The following is a 17,995-nucleotide window of genomic DNA, read 5'->3' as shown; positions in this document are numbered from 1 at the left end:
GGGTAAGTGTAATAATTAAGTTAAATAATTTGAATATTTAAAATTGACATGCAAGTTATAATGTGTTATTTTATAATGAAAGAATTACTACAAAACATAATAATAAATGTAAAAATTACTACATAACTCTAAGGAGGAAGACACATGAGTACAATAGTCTTAAAAAATTCATTTGTAGTTGATCCCAGTAATGGTGTTAAAGGATATAAAGACTTAGAAATAACTAACGGTGTTATATCTCAAATAGCAAATTCAATCAATACTAGACATGCTCAAAAAGTTTACGATATGAAAGGTAAAACCTGTATACCTGGTATTATAGATACACATGTCCACTTAACATTAGATGGTTCGAATGTTGGTTATACGATGCTTGCCAAAGCGGGAGTAACTTCTGCTTTGGACATGTATGGTCCAGTAGACAAAATATGTGACAACATAGATACTTACGGATCAGGAATAAACGTAGCATGTCTTACTGCTCCATTTAAAAACACCAATAGCTTAAGCTATCAAAAATTTGATGAATCCACCATTCGTCAATTTGTTAACGAACAACTATCTAAAGGTGCAATTGGTATAAAACTAATCGGGGGTCACTATCCTATGGATACAGATCTTACACGGGACTTTATAAGGATAGCAAATGAACAAAATGCTTATGTAGCATTTCATGTGGGCACCACATCTAACGGCAGCAATATAGATGGACTTCGAGAAGCTATAGAAATCAGTAAAGGTTATAACTTGCATATAGCTCATATTAATTCATATTGTCGTGAAGAGGTTTATGATAGCCTTACTGAAATAAAACTTGCTATCGATTTACTTAAAAATAATAGAAATATAATTAGCGAGTCTTATTTATCTCTTTATAATGGCACATCAGGACGATGCAAAGACGGGCGACCATTGAGTCAAGTAACAGCAAAATGCTTAAATCTTAACAATTACCAAAATAGTGAAGAGGGATTAAAAAAAGCAATACTTGAAGGGGTTGCTCTAGTTATAGCAAATGTTGGTGACGAAAAAGTCTACATTAAAAATTCAAAGGAAGCCCTTGCATATTACAAAGAGCAAAATGGAAATGTATATGTTAGTTTTTCAATTAATAAGTCTGAAGCAGCTTATATGTTAGCGACAGCAAAAGATGACCATGGTAACTTTGTGGTAAATGCCATATCAACGGACGGGGGCGAAATCCCTAGGAACGTTATTATAGAAAAAGGGCTTCAGTTAGTGAAGTTCGGCGCACTGACCTTAGAAGAATTTGTCATTAAAACTTCGTTGAATCCAGCAAAGATGCTCGGTTTAAATAGGAAAGGTTCTTTTAAAATCGGCAACGATGCTGACATTACTGTTATTGATTTAGAAAGGGAAGTCCCTGTTATGTCAATGGTGATGGGCGAGGTTATTATGTATGAAGGTCTAGTAGTAGGGAAAGGAGGGAGAATAATTACTACAAGTAAAGGAGTAGATTACATAAAATCTAAGAAACTTGAACCGTACACTGTTAATATAGCAGATGCTTTATTATATAAACAATAATTGAAAGGGGAATGAAGATGAGTTTGATTAGTGGAGATAATACAATAATGGTTTGGGCGATTGTACTATGTATAGCATTTATAGCGTTAGTAGTGGAGAAAAAAAGGCCCAGTATGCCTGCCTTTATTACAGCTATAATCTTAGCACTTGCTTTAGTATCGATTAGGTTAATGCCAACATCATCATCCGTGTATAGAACAATTAATTCTTTTATTATGCCTATGGCGCTGCCTATGTTTTTCTTTAGTGCTAATGTAAAAAAAATATTTAAAGAAACAGGCAGGCTATTTATAGTATTTCATATTGCGTGTATAGGTAGCGTCGTAGCAGTGCTTATTACTTTAGCAATTACCGGTAGATTTTTCGAACCTGAGCATATACCTGGGATAGTTGCAATGTATGTCGGCGCACACACAGGTGGAACGCTAAACTTAGCAGCTATGGCTGAAACATTTAACCTTCCTGATACGATTACAGCAACAAACAGTATCGTATCAAACCTATCTTTAGCAGTGTTAATTTTTGTAATAACACTAGTTTGGAAGTCAGAATACTTCAGAAATATGTTTAAAGGATCAAATGTAATTAGTACTGATAATGATATTGATAAAAAGCAAGAAGAAAGCCAAGTTGTGGATGAAAAAAAGGTCATGTCTGTTTTTACAGTAGCGCAAGCCCTTGCTTTATCAGCCTTAATATTAGCAATTTCAGGAGAAATTAGCAAATTTGTGGGAACCTTAGGATTACCTGAGAATATTGAATTGTTCGTAGGTAATACGTACCTAATAATAACATTGATTACCGTGTCGTTGGCTACTATATTTCCAAACTATTTCGAAAAAATACATGGAAGTACCAGCATCGGTGCCTACTTGCTTATTTTTTACTTTATATCAATTGGATCTAGCACAACTGTAACAGATGTTATAATTAATGCACCTATATTTATTCTCAATGTAGTTTTAATAGGCATAATATCTTTATTCTTTACTGTATTGGTCTCTCGTTTCTTCAAGGCAAAGCTACCTGAAGCGTTGTTGTCAACTGCGGCTGCTTTTGGTGGGCCAGGTACTACTGTTGCAGTTAATACAGCCAATGGTTGGAATGACTTGATTGCTCCTGGAATTCTTATATCCATATATGGATATGTAATTGGAAACTATTTAGGCGTCATTGTAGGTAATATAATGTCTTCGCTATAAAAGGATGGGTCGATATATTTTATTAAAATCAAGGCAATAACATAGCGATTTTCAATCATCCTAGGAGGGTTATCATGAAGACAATAGGCATTTTAGGGGGTATGGGTCCTGAAGCCACTATTTTGTTATACGAGAGGATTGTAAAGTATACTGAAGGCAAGTGTGATCAAGACAATATCCCAACTATAATATACTCAAATACGCAAATACCCGATAGAACAAAAGCAATTCTATACAAAGGAACGGATCCGATAATATCACTTATCTATTCTGCAAAAGTACTAGAGGATGCAGGTGCAAATTTGATAATTATGCCTTGTAATACTGCTCATTTCTATTATAAGCAAATAGAAGAAGAAATAAACATTGATTTTTTAAATATGGTTCATCTGACGCGTCTGTACATTATGAATAAATTTCTCAACAAAAAAATAGGAGTTTTTGCCACATCAGGAACACTCAAAACTGGTATATACGGGGAAAAATCTTTTGAGGGAAAAGTAAATTTAATACATCCAAATGAAATAGATCAAGGGATCATCATGGATATTATTTACAATGGTATAAAGTCTAACAAAAGTACTTTGGACACCACACCATACAAAAAAGTTATTAAGCAGTTTGAAGGTATTGGTGTGGACGCTATAATACTAGGTTGTACCGAATTATCTGTTTTGCATAATCATGTTAGTTTTGATACACATATTGAATTTATTGACCCGTTAGAGATACTTGCAAAATCGGCTGTAAAAGAAGCACTAGCAAAATAAAGGCTTTAAAATGCTAATACCATAGCAATAGGTACTATGATAATGTAGCATAGGAGCCATTCTTAAATTATATATTATATATAATGGATGAAAAACTTGTGCAATAGGATAAGCATATAAGAAAATACTATAAGATCAATTTTAAAAATAAAATTGATCAGAGGTAGGTAAAGTTTTCTATATTGTTTTATTAGAGGTTAGATGCGAAAGCTGTTTTGCATTTTTGACTAAAAACTGGGCTTTCACATCTAACCTATTTGACAAATAGCAAAAAAGGAGGAAATTGAAGTGAAAATTACAGACATTAGAACTGATGAGATAACAGTACCTTTAATAAAACCATTTAAGACAGCATTAAGAACAGCAAACAGTATAAAAAGTGTCTTAGTTATTGTCGAAACAGACAGTGGCGAAGTGGGCTATGGAGAAGCTCCACCCACAGGTGTCATCACTGGAGATACTATAGGTTCGATTAAAGGTGCAATAAATGAGCATATTAAAAAGACTCTAATAGGAAAAGAAATTGAAAATTTTGAAGATTTAATGATAAAACTTGATACCTCAGTCTTAAATAACAATAGTGCAAAGGCTGCTGTAGAAATCGCATTGTTTGATCTATATGGCAAGTTATATAAAGCACCAATTTATAAGCTTTTAGGAGGCTTTAGAACAGAGTTAACCACTGACATTACAATAAGTGTAAACGACCCTGAGGAGATGGCCAAGGATAGTATTGATGCCATTAAAAGTGGATATAAGATACTAAAGATAAAAGTAGGCAAAGATATTAAGCTGGATTTAAAAAGAATGAAGGCAATTAGAGAAGTAGTTGGAGATGAAGTTAAGTTAAGGCTTGATGCAAATCAAGGTTGGAATTATAAAGAAGCAATCCAAGCTATAAACAAGATGGAAAATGATGGTTTTAACATTGAGTTTATAGAACAGCCTGTTAAAGCAAAGGATTTTGAGGGCTTAAAACGAGTAACAGATAACGTTGGTGTACCTATTATGGCGGATGAAAGTGTTTTTTCTCCCGTCGATGCAATAGAAATTATTAAAAACAAAGCAGCTGATTTAGTAAATATTAAACTTATGAAAACTGCAGGTATTAGAAATGCACTAAAAATCTGTGCAATTGCAGAGATTTATGAGGTAGAGTGTATGATAGGAAGTATGTTAGAGACTAAACTAAGTGTTACTGCGGCTGCTCATCTAGCAGGGGCAAAAAGTATTATAACAAAATTTGATTTGGATACCCCCTTATTATGTAGTGAGGATCCAATTAATGGAGGAATTCATTATGAAGGTCCTAAAATAACTTTAAATAATAACTACGGGTTTGGAATCAGTGGGATTAAAAGCATATCCTCCATTTAATATATCAAGTGAGCATGAAATTATTAGAAAAACTATGATAGCATTTCAAAATTTAGGGATTGAAAGCTACATCACTTCAACAGGCGGAGGTTCAGATACTAATATTTTCAATGGTAATGGAATTATTTCTATTAACCTAGATATAGGTATGAAGAAATCCCACACTTTTGACGAACATATTTCAATTGAGAATTTAAATAAAATTCCTAAAATTGTTCTAGAAATCATGAAAACTTTTTAGGTTTCTGCACAGATGGAGGAACAGGGTTAAAGATATTAGTAACGACATAGTAGTGTGAGCTAAGTGGAATGATTTATTATAACGTTAACTATGAGGAGCTTAAATTGCAGTGCTGAAAAACCCTAGTGTGTATGGGGAAGGGGCACTGCTTTTATGTTATTATAGCATATTTGCATAAGGAAGGGGCAATAATACTTCCGAGGTGGTTAGGGTGAAAAGGAAAAATATTGATAGAGAAAAAAGATCATCTAATATTAGTTTAGCGTATATAAATGAAATGCTTAGAGAGTGTCCAGATGTTATACAGAAAAAAGTATATATAGACAATCAAAAAGAGGCATTCTTTTTTTTCGTGGATGGCCTTACGAATAAGGACCTCCTACAAAGAGATTTTATTAATCCTATTTTAGCCATGGACCAAAGTCAACTGTCAAGTGAAATACATATGCATAATTTATCATGTAATGAAACTAGCATGTTATATGAAAACGCTGACATAGTAGATAGTATTTTATCAGGAAATTCGGTTTTTATTTGTGAGGAGATATCCTTTGCTGTAGCATGTTCCCTTTTAGAGATTGAAAAAAGAAGTATTGAAGAACCAATTACAGAAAAGAATGTTCGTGGTTCTCATGAAGGATTTGTTGAACCCCTTGGAGTGAATCTTTCTATAATAAGAAGAAAAATAAAAAACAACAAACTAAAGTTTAAAACAGTTACTTTGGGTGTACAGACAAAACAAAAAGTTGTAGTTGCATATATAGAAGGCATCGCCAATCCTGAGCTAGTAGATGGCCTTTTTGATAAAATCAGCAATATAGAAATAGATGGATTAAATCAGATAGGATACATAGAGCAGAGCATAGCATCTCACCCAAACTCTTTGTTCCCTCAGTTTCTTGCAACTGAAAGGCCAGATAAGGCTATGGCTAGTCTTCTTGAGGGAAGAATTGTTGTATTTCAAGATGGAACACCAGTAGTTTTAATCGCCCCAGTAAATTTCTTTGCGTTTTTTCAAGCGATAGATGATTATAGTTCGCTTTGGATTCAGGGATCTTTATTACGCTTACTAAGATTTATTGCACTTGTAGTTGCTATTTTATTACCGTCCCTATATATTGCAATCACAACCTATCATTATCATGCAGTACCACTGGACCTACTTGTACCCTTAGCAGAATCTAGAGCAAAAGTACCTTTTCCACCAATTATTGAAGTGTTAATCTTAGAAGTAACAATAGAGATGCTCAGAGAGGCGGCAATACGCTTACCTACATATATAGGGACCGCCATAAGTGTTGTGGCAGGCTTGATTATAGGGGAAGCTGCCGTAAAGGCAGGCATTGTTAGTGATTTGCTTATTGTTATTGTTGCAGCTACTGCTGTTGCATCTTATGTAATACCCTCTTATGGCATGTCCTTGGCTGTACGGGTTTTACGTTTTTGCTTTATACTAGCAGCCTCTTTATTTGGTATTATTGGAATCGTAGTATGCACTGCCATGACTTTTGCCCACCTATTGACTTTAGAATCTTTGGGTCAACCTTATTTTGAGCCTTTTATACCATTAGCTCTTGGGGATATGAAAGACACTCTCTTAAGATTCCCTTTTAAAGCGATGAGAAGGCGAGAAAAAATGATTAGAACAAATAATGATATTAGAGGTAATGATCATGACAGGAAGAAATAATATAACCTCTAGACAAATGGCTCTTTTTACTTTTGTTACCCAAACTGGATTAGGATTTATTGGATTGCCCACAGTTCTAGCAAAGGAAGTTGGGCACGATGGATGGATTTCAGTTTTGATTACAGGAGTTATTTGTATAATCTTAAGCATGTTGTTTTTGTTACTGTTGAAAAGATATTCAGATAAAGGAATATTTGATATAAACAAACTTATTTTTGGGAAGTGGATAGGCGGTATTTTCAATGCAATACTAGTGGTATACCTTATATTGGCTGCTGCAAGGGGTGTTCGGGTTTTTACAGTTTTTATAAGGCTTACTGTACTGCCTTTTACTCCACCGCTGGTTATGTCTCCGTTTATACTGCTGCCATCTATTTATTTAGTGTGGCAAGGCCTTAAATATGTAAGCAGATTTAAATATGTTTCGGTCCTGTCTTATATAGTATTTCTGGTGTTTATGTCTTTACTGCTAGGTGACTTAAGGAGATCCTTTCTCTTACCTTTAGGTGAAGCTGGTTCAAAGCAGATATTATCTAGTATTACAACCAGCTTTAGAGCTTTTATTGGATTTGAATTAATTATGTTCCTGTTTCCAGAAATAACAGATAAGAGTAAAGCGTTTAAATGGCATTTATTTGCTATTGTATTAAGTACATTATTTTTTATAATCATTGTAACGGTTTGTACAAGCTTCTTTGGAGAAAACTTTTTAAAAATTCAAGTGGTTCCCTTATTTAATTTAGCTAGGTCCTATAATGCACCTGTGATCGAAAGGGTAGACTTATACCTTATTTCCTTATGGTTTGTTGTAATGGGTTGTGCTATGAGGGGTTATATGATTGCTGGGTATTATGGGCTAGGCAAAGTCTTTAACATAAAAAAAACAAAACTATCCTTTAGCTTATACTTTCTACTTTTATATGCTATAAGTAGAGTTCCCCAAGATATCAATAAAGCCTTTAGGTTTATGGATATTGTAGGTTATTTAACTATGGGGGTGTCTGTCTTCTTTGTTGTATGTCTTATTCTTTCTTTTGTACGGAAAAAAGGAGTGAAGACCCAGTGAAAAACACTAAAAAGGGTATTGTTGTAACTCTATTATGTATAAGTATGTTGATTCAAACCGGATGTTGGGACCAAAAAATATATGAGCGCATTGGTTTTATTCTTCAAATAGGATTGGAGTTAGATCAAGATGAAAATTTAATTTACACCATATCTATTCCTATTGTTTCCCCTGATGTAGAAGCTAAGGTTGATGTTTTTAGTACCCCCATAAATACTTTAAGAGAAGGTAGGGAGGAGGTTCTGCATGTATCAGGTAAGTCTGTAGAAGGAGGAAAAATTCAGCACTTATTTTTTTCGAAACAATTGGCTCAAAAAGAAACAATGAATTTTTTTGATGTGTTTTTACGTAGTTCTGAGAATTCCTTGCTTCCTAATGTAATCGTTGTAGATGGCAGTCCTCAAGAAATGATGGAACTAAGCTCAAAATTTCCAAGTAAACCGAGGCCCTCATATTATGTAAACACCTTGTTGGAAAATGCCCGTAGAAATTTCTATGTACCAGAAACAAGAATTTATAATTTCCTCTCAAGTGTCTACTCAAATACGATAGATCCTATAACACCACTGTTAAGATACAATGATCATGAGATTGAAGTGGCTGGTTCTGCCTTATTTAAAGGAGATAAAATGGTGGGAGAGATCACCACAACTGAAACAGGACTACTTCATGCATTAATGGGTACCGATGGAAGGATTAGATATAAATATTATCAGCAGGAAAAACAGAGGGGGATAGAGGTTGCTAAGGAAGGTACAATAGTGTTGATTAAAGATATAAAAAGAAAGCTAAATATAGATATACAAGATATTCCTAAAATAGACATCAAATTAGATTTGACAGCTTCTATAGACGAATACACTGATGGATACAATCTAAGTGACCCAGAGGAAAAGAAAAGACTAGAAGCGGCTATTGCAAAATCTATTGAAGAGGATTGCCTGATATTACTAAAGTATCTGCAAGAAGTTGGATCAGATCCTTTAGGTATAGGTGAGATGATAAGATCTAAACACAACTGGTACTGGAACTCAGTGGAATGGGAAGAGGTGTATAGAAAAGTAGATTTTGGTGTTGATGTGAAACTCAAGGTTGAGTTTTTTGGAGCTATCTATTAACTGTACTTAGTTTTTCTATAGAACTTCTTATTGAGATTCGCATTTTAAAATTTAGCACATAGTATATGCTGATATCATATAATAAATTTGAGCTAACTAAACTGAATTGGGGGATGATTATTATGATTCGGGAGGATTTTAGAGAATTCTTAAGGAAACAAGGGAACAGTATTGCTAAATATTATATACCTGGAAAAGCATTGGGACTAAATGCGATTAATGATATAATCAAATGGGCTAAAGGAGTAGAAAGAGTTTTTGGGGTGGATTTAAACAAGATTGTAGAGAATCCTGAGGAGACACAAAAGCTGCTTAGAAAAATTAATTTTAGTAATGAGCTTATAGATAAGAGGAAAAGAAACTTTTCAGGAGCAGTAGAAGCATATTTTGAATTTGTAAGTGGGCATGAGCTGCCTTCAGAGCAATAATTAGACGAAGTTCTAAAATAGTAACATTGCTTTCGTTGCTTGCCTTAAGGGCAATTTGCTAAGCAGCTAATGAGGACTGAGCCTAGTATTATGAGGGGCTCAGTCCTTTTAGTTGTGCTTTAACTTAAATGGTTAAGAAGCCTCTTGCTTCTAGAAACCACAGCTAAAAAATTATTGACCTCCCAAATGGGGTATGCTATTATTAAAATATGTACACTATTCAGAAAATAATTGCATAGTTTTACAATTGCATATATAAAATAGTATAAAAATGTTTCCTAAAGTAGTAGATGCTATACAACTCAAAAAATCTAATTTATCTTGATGTTTCATTTTACAGAGAGAAATAAGGTTTTATTTTTTAAATAAAGCTGTATATACAAGTATAAACCGGTAATAAACTAAGCTTTTTATATTTTATAACCATTAGGAAATTATAAACCTTATAAATTGTGGATAAGTTATAATTTCCGTATATTGGTTTCAACAAAGTCATCCTTTAAATCTTCCAAAGGAAGACTTTGTTCTAAAAAGTAGTGGCTTACTAAAGATAAATGCAATCGTACTCATATGATTTGTTACAGCACTTAACCTATGTATGGTTAAGAAAAAATATATCTTAATGCAAGTCAAAGGAGGAGATAAAAATGACAGATTTAACAATGGATTCAACTGCATTGATACAAGCAGCAGAAAAAAATCAACTTTTCCAAGATATTGATGAGGGAAAAACACCTAAAAGGGTGCCTGTATATACTTGGATGGATATAACATATATTATGCAATATGCTGGGGTGGACTTAAAAAAGGCGCAATGGGATGTTAGTGGATTTAGAGATATGATTGAAGTTGGTGCAAAATCCTTTGCATCTGATATTAATCCAGCTACATTTACAAGGTTATATCCAGTATATAATATATTAGGAGCAAAAAACTTTATAATGAGTTCTTCAGGGCAAATCCAACATCCAGAGATTACAGGTATGCAGCCGGAAGAGTATGATGAAATGATTGCAGATCCCTATAAATTTATGCATGATAAAATATTTCCACGATTATATACAAACCTAGATGTATCACCAGCAAAGCGATCTATGGTATTTGCCAAAGCACAGAAGGCCTTTTTTGATATCATGGGGCAAATAGCTGCCGCAGATGCTGAGATGAATGCAAAGTATGGCCTAGCTGATAGTCGTGTAGCTTGTCAATCTATTGCACCTTTTGATCAAATTGCTGATCAGTTTAGAAGTTTTAGCGGAATTAGTGCAGATATAAGAAGACATCCAGAAAAAGTACTTGCAGCATGTGAAGCAGTACTGCCCATGATGCTGAAGGCTGGTGTAAAGCCTCATTCATCTGCCAGCAAAAAAACATTTATTCCTCTTCATATGGCACCTTATATGAGAGAAAAGGACTTTGAAAAGTTCTATTGGCCAACCTTTAAGAAATTAGTAGAAGGTTTACGGGCTGCTGGAGCAGGTGTATTGCTATTTGTTGAACATGACTGGACTAGATTCCTGGATTATTTAAATGAATTACCTAAGGGCATACACATGATGTTTGAATATGGTGATCCAAAGATAATTAAAGAAAAAGTAGGAAAAAAGCATATTATCTCAGGACTTTATCCATTAACACTATTAGCTCAAGGAACAAAGCAAGAGTGTATTGATAAGGCCAAAGAATTGGTTGATATTCTTGCCCCAGGAGGTAATTATATATTTTCTTTTGATAAGGTAGCTTTAAATATAAAGGATGCAAAACCTGAAAATATTATTGCTGTGAATGAATTTGTGAGAGAATATGGCGTTTATTAAAGGAGGAATTTAAGATGGAATTTAAATCAGAATACTACACTTCATGGTCAGATTATGTAGAAGAAAACAATGTTTCTTCAGAAGAGGAAGAATTCATTGCCCCAAATGTTCAATCTCATGAAGACTTAGTCTTTGCTTTTTCTATGTACTTAACCATGTAAAGTGATTATTTGTAAAACTAAGGCTAACTTTGGGCATACGTCTTTAAACTTCAATTTTAGTACATAAGGTCCTATAGTAGGTTTTGAATAAAAACTGTAGCGAAGACTTGTCCATGTACCCCCCTAACATATTAAAGTTTATAGGCGTATGTCTTTATAAATACATACCAATAGATAAGAAAACTTCTAAAAGGAAGGTGGAGCAAATGGAAGATATGAAAAAAATATACGATGATCGAATAAAGAGGATTTTAACAACTGTTAATCATGAGGAACCAGATAGAGTACCAATATTATCAACCTATGGTACTTGGGCAGTTTCTTATGCAAATAGTTCAATAAAAGAAATTGAAGAAAATCCAGAAAAAGAAATAGAAGTATTTTGCAAACCTCATGAAGATATTTATTGCGATGCTACTTATACATGTGGCATAGCTTTCGATGCTAAAAGTGCCGAAATTATTGGAAGTAAAAGTCACTTTATCTCTAGAGATGGGGAGACGATACAACATCAAGAAATAACACCTATGGAACCGGAAGATTATCCTGATTTAATCAAAAACCCTATGGAATTTATATTTAATAAATTGGTACCAAGAAAGGCAGCCAATTTGAATGGATCGCCAGCTGAAAACTATGCCACCTTAAAACAGCTCTTAGATCATTGGAAGGTGAAGGGATATGTACAACAAAAATTAAAGGAGACATTGAAGGAAAAGTACGGAGTACCTGTCCTAGTCGGCAGTTTTGCATATCCGCCTATGGATATTATTTTTGATTACTTGAGGGGTTTTAAAGGAATTTCACTGGATCTAAGACGCCGTCCTGAAGAACTTCTTGGAGCCATCAATGCACTAGCAGAATTCTCTAATGATGTTATGGGGATACATCCTGGTACAGAAAAAATAGAGAGCTTTCCATTTTACGCTACAATGATGCACCTCCCTACATTTATTAATGCAAAGCAGTTCGAAAAATTCTTTTGGCCAACTTATGAAAAAATGTTTCTTAAAATACATGCGTTGGGGGGAAAACTGGTCATCTTCTTAGAAGGAAAATGGGAAGATAAATACCATCTTTTAAATAGCATGCCAAAGAACTTTGCTATAGGTATTATAGAGGGAGACGATGTTTTCGAAGCCAAGAAAAGAATTGGAGATACCATCACAATTGCTGGTGGTATGCCTTTAGAACTGTTAAAAATGGGCACAAAGGATAAATGTATAGATTATGCAAAAAAACTGCTTGATGAATGTGCACCTGGAGGCGGATACATATTTGCAACCAGCAGAGAACTTTTATCTAGAGGTGATTTAAACGTAGAAAACTTAAAGGCAGTTAACAAATTTGTACACGAACATGGTGTATACAAATAGGAGGAAGAATATATGGAGAAGGAAAAAACACTTTTAGAATTAATTGAAGGTTTAAAAGATGAATTTGACTTTTTGCCACCGGATGAAAATATTAAAAAAGATTTTTTAACTTTTATCAAGTTTATTATATTGGGTTCATAGAAGTTAGACATGAATGAAGGGACAAGTGAAAACTTGTCCCTTCATTCAATATAGCTTGATAAACAACAAAAAATTTTAGCATAAATACTAATTTACAGACATATGCCTAAGAACTTTCATCGTTTGATTTCAACAAACACAGGTTTTTTCTATAGGTTTGAGGAGTCATATCCATTTGTGAGCAAAATACCCTGTTAAAATAGGATGGGTCTGAGAAGCCACATTCAGACGAAATCCGATAAGCAGGATAATTCGTTGTCTCCAATAATCTACAGGCATGTTGGACTCTTAGTTGAATGATATATTCAGTAAATGAGACGCCCATCTCCTTTTTAAAAACATGGCTGAAATATTTGGGATTCATAAATACCTTAGATGCAACCATTTCTAGTGTCAGTTTTTCCCTAAAATGTTCTTTTATATATTTGATACCCTCTTCGATAAAGGATTGTCGTTGATCCTTTGCTTTTATGTGCTTTTCTTCAGGCTTTTCCTCTACTACCACAGGATTATTGGGTGCAAATTCCAGCATTTTTCGGAATACTTCCTTAAATACGGCGGGTTTGACAGGTTTTAAAAGATATTCGAAAACCCGAAAATTGATGGCTTTTTGAGCATACGAAAAATCTGAATAAGCGGATAGAATGGTAATACACGCGTTAGGTAGAAATCCTCTGATCTCCTGAGCAGCAGTCAGACCATCCATTTCTGCAATCATTATATCCATGATAATAATATTTGGTCGATACTGTTTTGCCAGTTGGATAGCTTGGAGGCCACTTCCGCAGGTTAGCACCTTATCCTCTGGAAGAACTTCATCAAGTATAACCGTTTTGAGGAATTCTTGTTCAACAATTTCATCTTCCACAATCAAGACGACGTTCATCGCTAGCACCTCCTAATGGTTGAGTAGGAATGGTGATGGTTACTGTACTTCCGGAATAATCAGACTTTACAATTTCCAATCCGTAACTTTCGCCATAATATTGTTTTAAACGTTTGTCTGTACTGCGAAACCCTAGACCAGATTGATTTTCACACTGTTGTATTTTATCTAAAACATCTTTTGGGAAGCCGTCCCCATTATCTGCAATAGAAATAACAATTGCTTCTTTGTATTTTTCCCCATAAATACTGATTTTACCTCCGTCACGCTTTGGTGTAATACCGTGAATAAGGGCGTTTTCAACAATAGGCTGTATGACCATGTTGGGGATTCTATAAGACTTAATTTTCTCAGGAACATCGATGCTATACTCTAGGCGACTTTTAAATCGTGCTTTTTGTATATACAAATACTTTTCGATATTATCTATTTCAGAAGCGATGGTATGAAGCTGATCATCCTGCTTTAAATTGTATCGCAGCAAATCAGAAAGACAGTAAATAAGCTCCTCCGTTGTATGGGAATGTTCAAAATATGCGATACGGGCGATACAGTTCAAGGTATTAAATAAAAAGTGTGGATTGATTACCAGAGACATGTTTTTCGCTTCTAGATCGATGATCTTTTTCTCAAGTATTTCTTTTTCTATCGATAACCTTGCCACATGTGGATTAACATCACTGACACTTTCTGATAAGTCAAGAGAGATATTTTTGGCAATGTGACGACATAACTGCTGGTGTATTTGAATTTTATTGAATTCTACGGTTTTCAGAGCGGCAATAGATTTGGCGATAAATTCTAATTCTACGTTTCTAGTACTTTTTAGGGACTGGACATCAATCATGTATTTTTTGTACTCAGTATCCTGAGAATATACCTGCATACCAGCTATATAACCCAAAGTCTCATCCTTCACCTTAATAGGTAAAAAGATGTTTTCTAGACCATGACGACATACAAAACTGCCCTCTTGATCAGGCTTAAAACGAGTTTTGTAGTCGGAGCATACTTCATCAGCCCTTTTCATACATACATGACTGCAAAAATCTGGGGAGGGTATAAGCTCAAGCAAAATATCACCACTTACATCTACCAAAAACAATGAAATATCTGATAAAGATAGAATACCACTATAGCGGTTATATAGATTGGAAGCTAATAATTTTTTAAGAGGATTATCGACGTTATTCATTCTTATGAGTACACCTTCCTAGCAAGCAATTGTCAATTAGAAAAAGAAAAATTGCTGCATTATACTAGTTGCAAAGACTTTTTCAAAGCAAAAAAGATTATGTTGTTATTTTAATATATAATAGCAACAAAGTAAATAACATGTATCACGTTTATAATGAATCATTAGCCTTAACTTAAACCATAATTTGTCATACTGAGGGGAGTCAAAGGATTTTAGCATTAGTAAAATGGCAATTCAAGAGAATTTTGGTAATAATTGTGTTAAGTTAATGCCTATATATAATAAATAACACACTAAAAAGGTTTATCCCTTAATCAAATGCTACATCTTGGAATTTTATAAGAAGGAATAAATAAACCTCCCCTTTGCTGGCAAAGAGGAGGTTATACTTAATAACATTTTCGATAAATTTGGATTAAATCTTCTTTAGAAGGTTGCTTAGGATTGGTAGGGGTGCATCGATCTAGCATTGCTGTTTCAGCCATTTGCTCTAGTAGGTTTTCAAACTCCCTCTCCTCAATGCCAAGGGTTCTCATATTATCTTCAATTCCTAGGGATTTTTTTAACTTTTCTACTGCCAACATGAAATTAACTGTCCCTTCACGGCTTGTTCTAGCTGGAAGCTGTAGAATTGTTGCCAGCTTTGCATATTTTTGTGCCGCATAACCGTTGGCACTGCCAGCTAGATCAGCGTTGAATTCCATTACGGCCTTGAGCAATAGTGCATTAGAGCGACCATGTGAAATATGAAAAGCTCCTCCAAAGGCGTGGGCGAGGCTGTGATTGATGCCAAGACCTGTATTTGTAAATGCCATTCCTGCCATACAGGAAGCGTTTTGAACATGATCCTTAGCATCATCATTATTTATGTCGATATAGAGGGTTTCAAGATTTTCGAATATAAGTTTGATGGCCTTTTCTGCCAGGGCGTCTGTAAAGTCCGTGGCTTTCGTGGAAACATAGGCCTCGATAGCATGAACTAAAACATCTATTCCCGTATCTACCACCACCCGTTGAGGAACATGCTGAATACAAGTAGAATCTAGTATGGCTATATCTGGGGCGATAAATTCATCTACGATGCATACCTTCTCTCCTTCGCAGGTAATGACGGAAAAGTCAGTTACTTCGGAACCAGTTCCACTGGTGGAGGGAATGGCAATGAAGAGAGGTTTTTTAATTTCCACCCCTTCGATACTTCCAAATTTCCAAGCAAAATAAAGAATTCCTTTGGCGGTATCGATGGCGGAACCTCCCCCTATGGCCACCAAGACATCCGCAGCACTTTCCTTATAAAGCTTCAGCCCCTCTGCAATTACCTTGACATCTGGATCAGGACGCACTCCTGAAAAAACTTCAGAGCTTATTCCTGCTTCACTTAGGTAATCTACTGTTTTTTCAAGGTACCCTAATGTCTCCATGATAGAATCAGCAACAATAAATGCTCGGGACCCAGTAATCTGTTTTAAAAGTTGCAGGGATTGGGTGTTAAAATAAACTTTTGATTTCAGTATAAACTTGTCTTCTATGATCATTACCTCCCATTGATGTAAAATTTTATGCAAATGATAATTTATGATATCATACAAAACAATTCTTTTATTGAAGATTCACCATATCGTTGTAGCATTATTGTACTTTATTGAAATTGGACATTGTACAAAATCTCTTTTCTTGAACAATTACTATATCCCAAGGATAAAAATTTAGGCTACATCCAATATTTATTTATAAAATATCAGTTTTGCAATGAGGAACCCTTGTAGAGAGGACTTCAAAAAGTGGACTATTTCTAGAAGAACAGGTAGACATAAAGCAACGTATTGATTCTATAGACTATTCTTGCTATAATAAGTTAAGTCTCAGGGAGCTATGAATTGGACTTTTGGTTTGTTAAGGTACTTGACACCTTTGCTGTCAGCCTCTTGTATGCTCCCATAGACAAAGAACAAATTTTATATATATGGTGGAATTACTGATGAATATGGAAGAGATCGTACAAAAAAAACTGCGTCTTGTTTTTAAGGATGATAGTATTATATTTGATAAATCCCGTTTTGCAGGTGGGCTTACTAATTACAACTACATTATGAAGATCAAGGGTGAGGAATATGTGATCCGTCAACCAGGGGGCATGACTAATCAGATGATTGACCGAAAAATTGAAAAGGTCAACAGTAGTATTGCTTCGGAGCTGGGACTAAACTCCCAATGTATTTATTTTGATGAGATCAGCGGGGTTAAAATCAGCAGGTATATTAAAAACAGCAAAAATATTGCTCTTGCTAATCCACACTCTCCTGTCAACTTGAGGGCTGTTTCTGCTTTAATGAAAAAAACCCATGCTAGTCCAAAATACTTTCCCAACTCCTTTGATTTTCAAACAGAGTTGAATAAGTATGAAGAGATTGTTAAAGAGATGCAGGGGGATTTTTTCTTTGATTATGCTCCACTGAAAAAGCAGTTAATGGAGTTTTTAGAAAAAAACATAAAAAATCCCATTTCTGTTCCTTGTCATAATGATACTGTGCCAGAAAACTTTATTCTCGATGACAAGGGCAGAACATACCTTATAGATTGGGAGTACTCTGGAATGAATGATCCTAGTTGGGATGTGGCTGCGTATATTCTGGAATCTAAGTTGACAGAAGAATCCATTGAATATCTTGTTTTAGATTACTATGGGCAACCACCAACGCCGGAAGAAGTGCTAAAAATAAAATGCTATATGCTGGCACAGGATTTGCTTTGGATGGTATGGGCATTGATTAGACACTACAACGGTGATGATTTTCTTGATTACTGCTATATGAGGTACGAACGTTTTCGAAGGAATATCAAGGCAATTACTGATTTATCAGATTATTCGATTGCTGATATAGTAAAGAATTAGACAGCTATGCTTGTTGATTCTTTCATGGGAAACAGTCCTATTTATAAGATGTTAAAAAGACACTTTGAGAAATCAAGGTGTTT

Annotated in this window: 17 protein-coding genes; 14 read left to right on the top strand and 3 right to left on the bottom strand. The window is 34.6% G+C overall.

The annotated features are described in order from the left end of the window. Positions 1-144 precede the first annotated feature (144 nt). From CACET_RS14815 to CACET_RS21165, 13 genes are all read left to right on the top strand, one after another. Entirely contained in the window at positions 145-1,548 is a 1,404-nt protein-coding gene (locus tag CACET_RS14815; protein WP_044824481.1) for an amidohydrolase family protein, read from the top strand. A gap of 17 nt (positions 1,549-1,565) precedes the next feature. Continuing rightward, positions 1,566-2,750, top strand: a complete 1,185-nt coding sequence (locus CACET_RS14810; protein WP_044824482.1) for a DUF819 family protein — start codon at positions 1,566-1,568, stop codon at positions 2,748-2,750. Positions 2,751-2,824: 74 nt separating this feature from the next. Then, positions 2,825-3,520: a cysteate racemase gene (cuyB, locus tag CACET_RS14805; RefSeq protein ID WP_044824483.1), complete on the top strand. Its 696-nt coding sequence runs from the start codon at positions 2,825-2,827 to the stop codon at positions 3,518-3,520. A gap of 288 nt (positions 3,521-3,808) precedes the next feature. Further along, entirely contained in the window at positions 3,809-4,897 is a 1,089-nt protein-coding gene (locus tag CACET_RS14800; protein ID WP_044824484.1) for a dipeptide epimerase, read from the top strand. Then, on the top strand, positions 4,869-5,138 hold the full coding sequence (locus CACET_RS14795) for a zinc-binding metallopeptidase family protein (RefSeq protein ID WP_044824485.1): 270 nt from the start codon (positions 4,869-4,871) through the stop codon (positions 5,136-5,138). Before CACET_RS14800 ends, CACET_RS14795 begins: the two co-directional genes overlap by 29 nt. Positions 5,139-5,349: 211 nt before the next feature. Continuing rightward, a complete protein-coding gene (locus CACET_RS14790; RefSeq protein ID WP_144414789.1) occupies positions 5,350-6,828 on the top strand; it encodes a spore germination protein in 1,479 nt (492 codons plus the stop codon). Further along, complete coding sequence (locus CACET_RS14785) at positions 6,812-7,894, top strand: GerAB/ArcD/ProY family transporter (RefSeq protein ID WP_044824487.1); 1,083 nt, start codon at positions 6,812-6,814, stop codon at positions 7,892-7,894. Before CACET_RS14790 ends, CACET_RS14785 begins: the two co-directional genes overlap by 17 nt. After that, positions 7,891-9,012 (top strand): Ger(x)C family spore germination protein, encoded by a 1,122-nt coding sequence (locus CACET_RS14780; protein WP_044824488.1) that lies wholly within the window; start codon positions 7,891-7,893, stop codon positions 9,010-9,012. The genes CACET_RS14785 and CACET_RS14780 overlap by 4 nt, the downstream gene beginning before the upstream one ends. Positions 9,013-9,125: 113 nt before the next feature. Continuing rightward, positions 9,126-9,440 (top strand): hypothetical protein, encoded by a 315-nt coding sequence (locus CACET_RS14775; protein ID WP_144414788.1) that lies wholly within the window; start codon positions 9,126-9,128, stop codon positions 9,438-9,440. 647 nt (positions 9,441-10,087) lie between these two features. Then, a complete protein-coding gene (locus tag CACET_RS14770) occupies positions 10,088-11,257 on the top strand; it encodes a uroporphyrinogen decarboxylase family protein (protein ID WP_044824490.1) in 1,170 nt (389 codons plus the stop codon). A 14-nt stretch (positions 11,258-11,271) separates the two neighbouring features. Further along, the gene (locus CACET_RS20555) at positions 11,272-11,418 is read left to right on the top strand and encodes a hypothetical protein (protein WP_158386085.1); all 147 of its coding nucleotides are present in this window, start codon (positions 11,272-11,274) and stop codon (positions 11,416-11,418) included. A 206-nt stretch (positions 11,419-11,624) separates the two neighbouring features. Then, complete coding sequence (locus CACET_RS14765) at positions 11,625-12,794, top strand: uroporphyrinogen decarboxylase family protein (protein WP_044824491.1); 1,170 nt, start codon at positions 11,625-11,627, stop codon at positions 12,792-12,794. 12 nt (positions 12,795-12,806) lie between these two features. After that, entirely contained in the window at positions 12,807-12,935 is a 129-nt protein-coding gene (locus CACET_RS21165) for a hypothetical protein (protein ID WP_278287082.1), read from the top strand. A gap of 106 nt (positions 12,936-13,041) precedes the next feature. On the opposite strand, the gene CACET_RS14760 is transcribed toward CACET_RS21165, so the two are convergent. The 3 genes from CACET_RS14760 to CACET_RS14750 form a co-directional block, all read right to left on the bottom strand. Beyond that, the gene (locus CACET_RS14760; protein ID WP_044824492.1) at positions 13,042-13,821 is read right to left on the bottom strand and encodes a response regulator transcription factor; all 780 of its coding nucleotides are present in this window, start codon (positions 13,819-13,821) and stop codon (positions 13,042-13,044) included. Continuing rightward, positions 13,793-15,016 (bottom strand): sensor histidine kinase, encoded by a 1,224-nt coding sequence (locus CACET_RS14755; RefSeq protein ID WP_044824493.1) that lies wholly within the window; start codon positions 15,014-15,016, stop codon positions 13,793-13,795. Before CACET_RS14755 ends, CACET_RS14760 begins: the two co-directional genes overlap by 29 nt. Positions 15,017-15,408: 392 nt before the next feature. Next, positions 15,409-16,554 carry a 1-propanol dehydrogenase PduQ gene (locus CACET_RS14750; RefSeq protein ID WP_201774933.1) on the bottom strand — a complete coding sequence of 382 codons (1,146 nt, stop codon included), beginning with the start codon at positions 16,552-16,554 and terminating at the stop codon, positions 15,409-15,411. Positions 16,555-16,997: 443 nt separating this feature from the next. Here CACET_RS14750 and CACET_RS14745 point away from each other — a divergent pair, with 443 nt between their 5' ends. Next, a complete protein-coding gene (locus CACET_RS14745) occupies positions 16,998-17,912 on the top strand; it encodes a choline kinase family protein (RefSeq protein ID WP_044824494.1) in 915 nt (304 codons plus the stop codon). Positions 17,913-17,995 lie beyond the last annotated feature (83 nt).

Source organism: Clostridium aceticum, assembly GCF_001042715.1.
In the GTDB taxonomy this organism is placed as follows: domain Bacteria; phylum Bacillota; class Clostridia; order Peptostreptococcales; family Natronincolaceae; genus Andreesenella; species Andreesenella acetica.
This window is presented reverse-complemented; position numbering and strand designations above follow the sequence as displayed.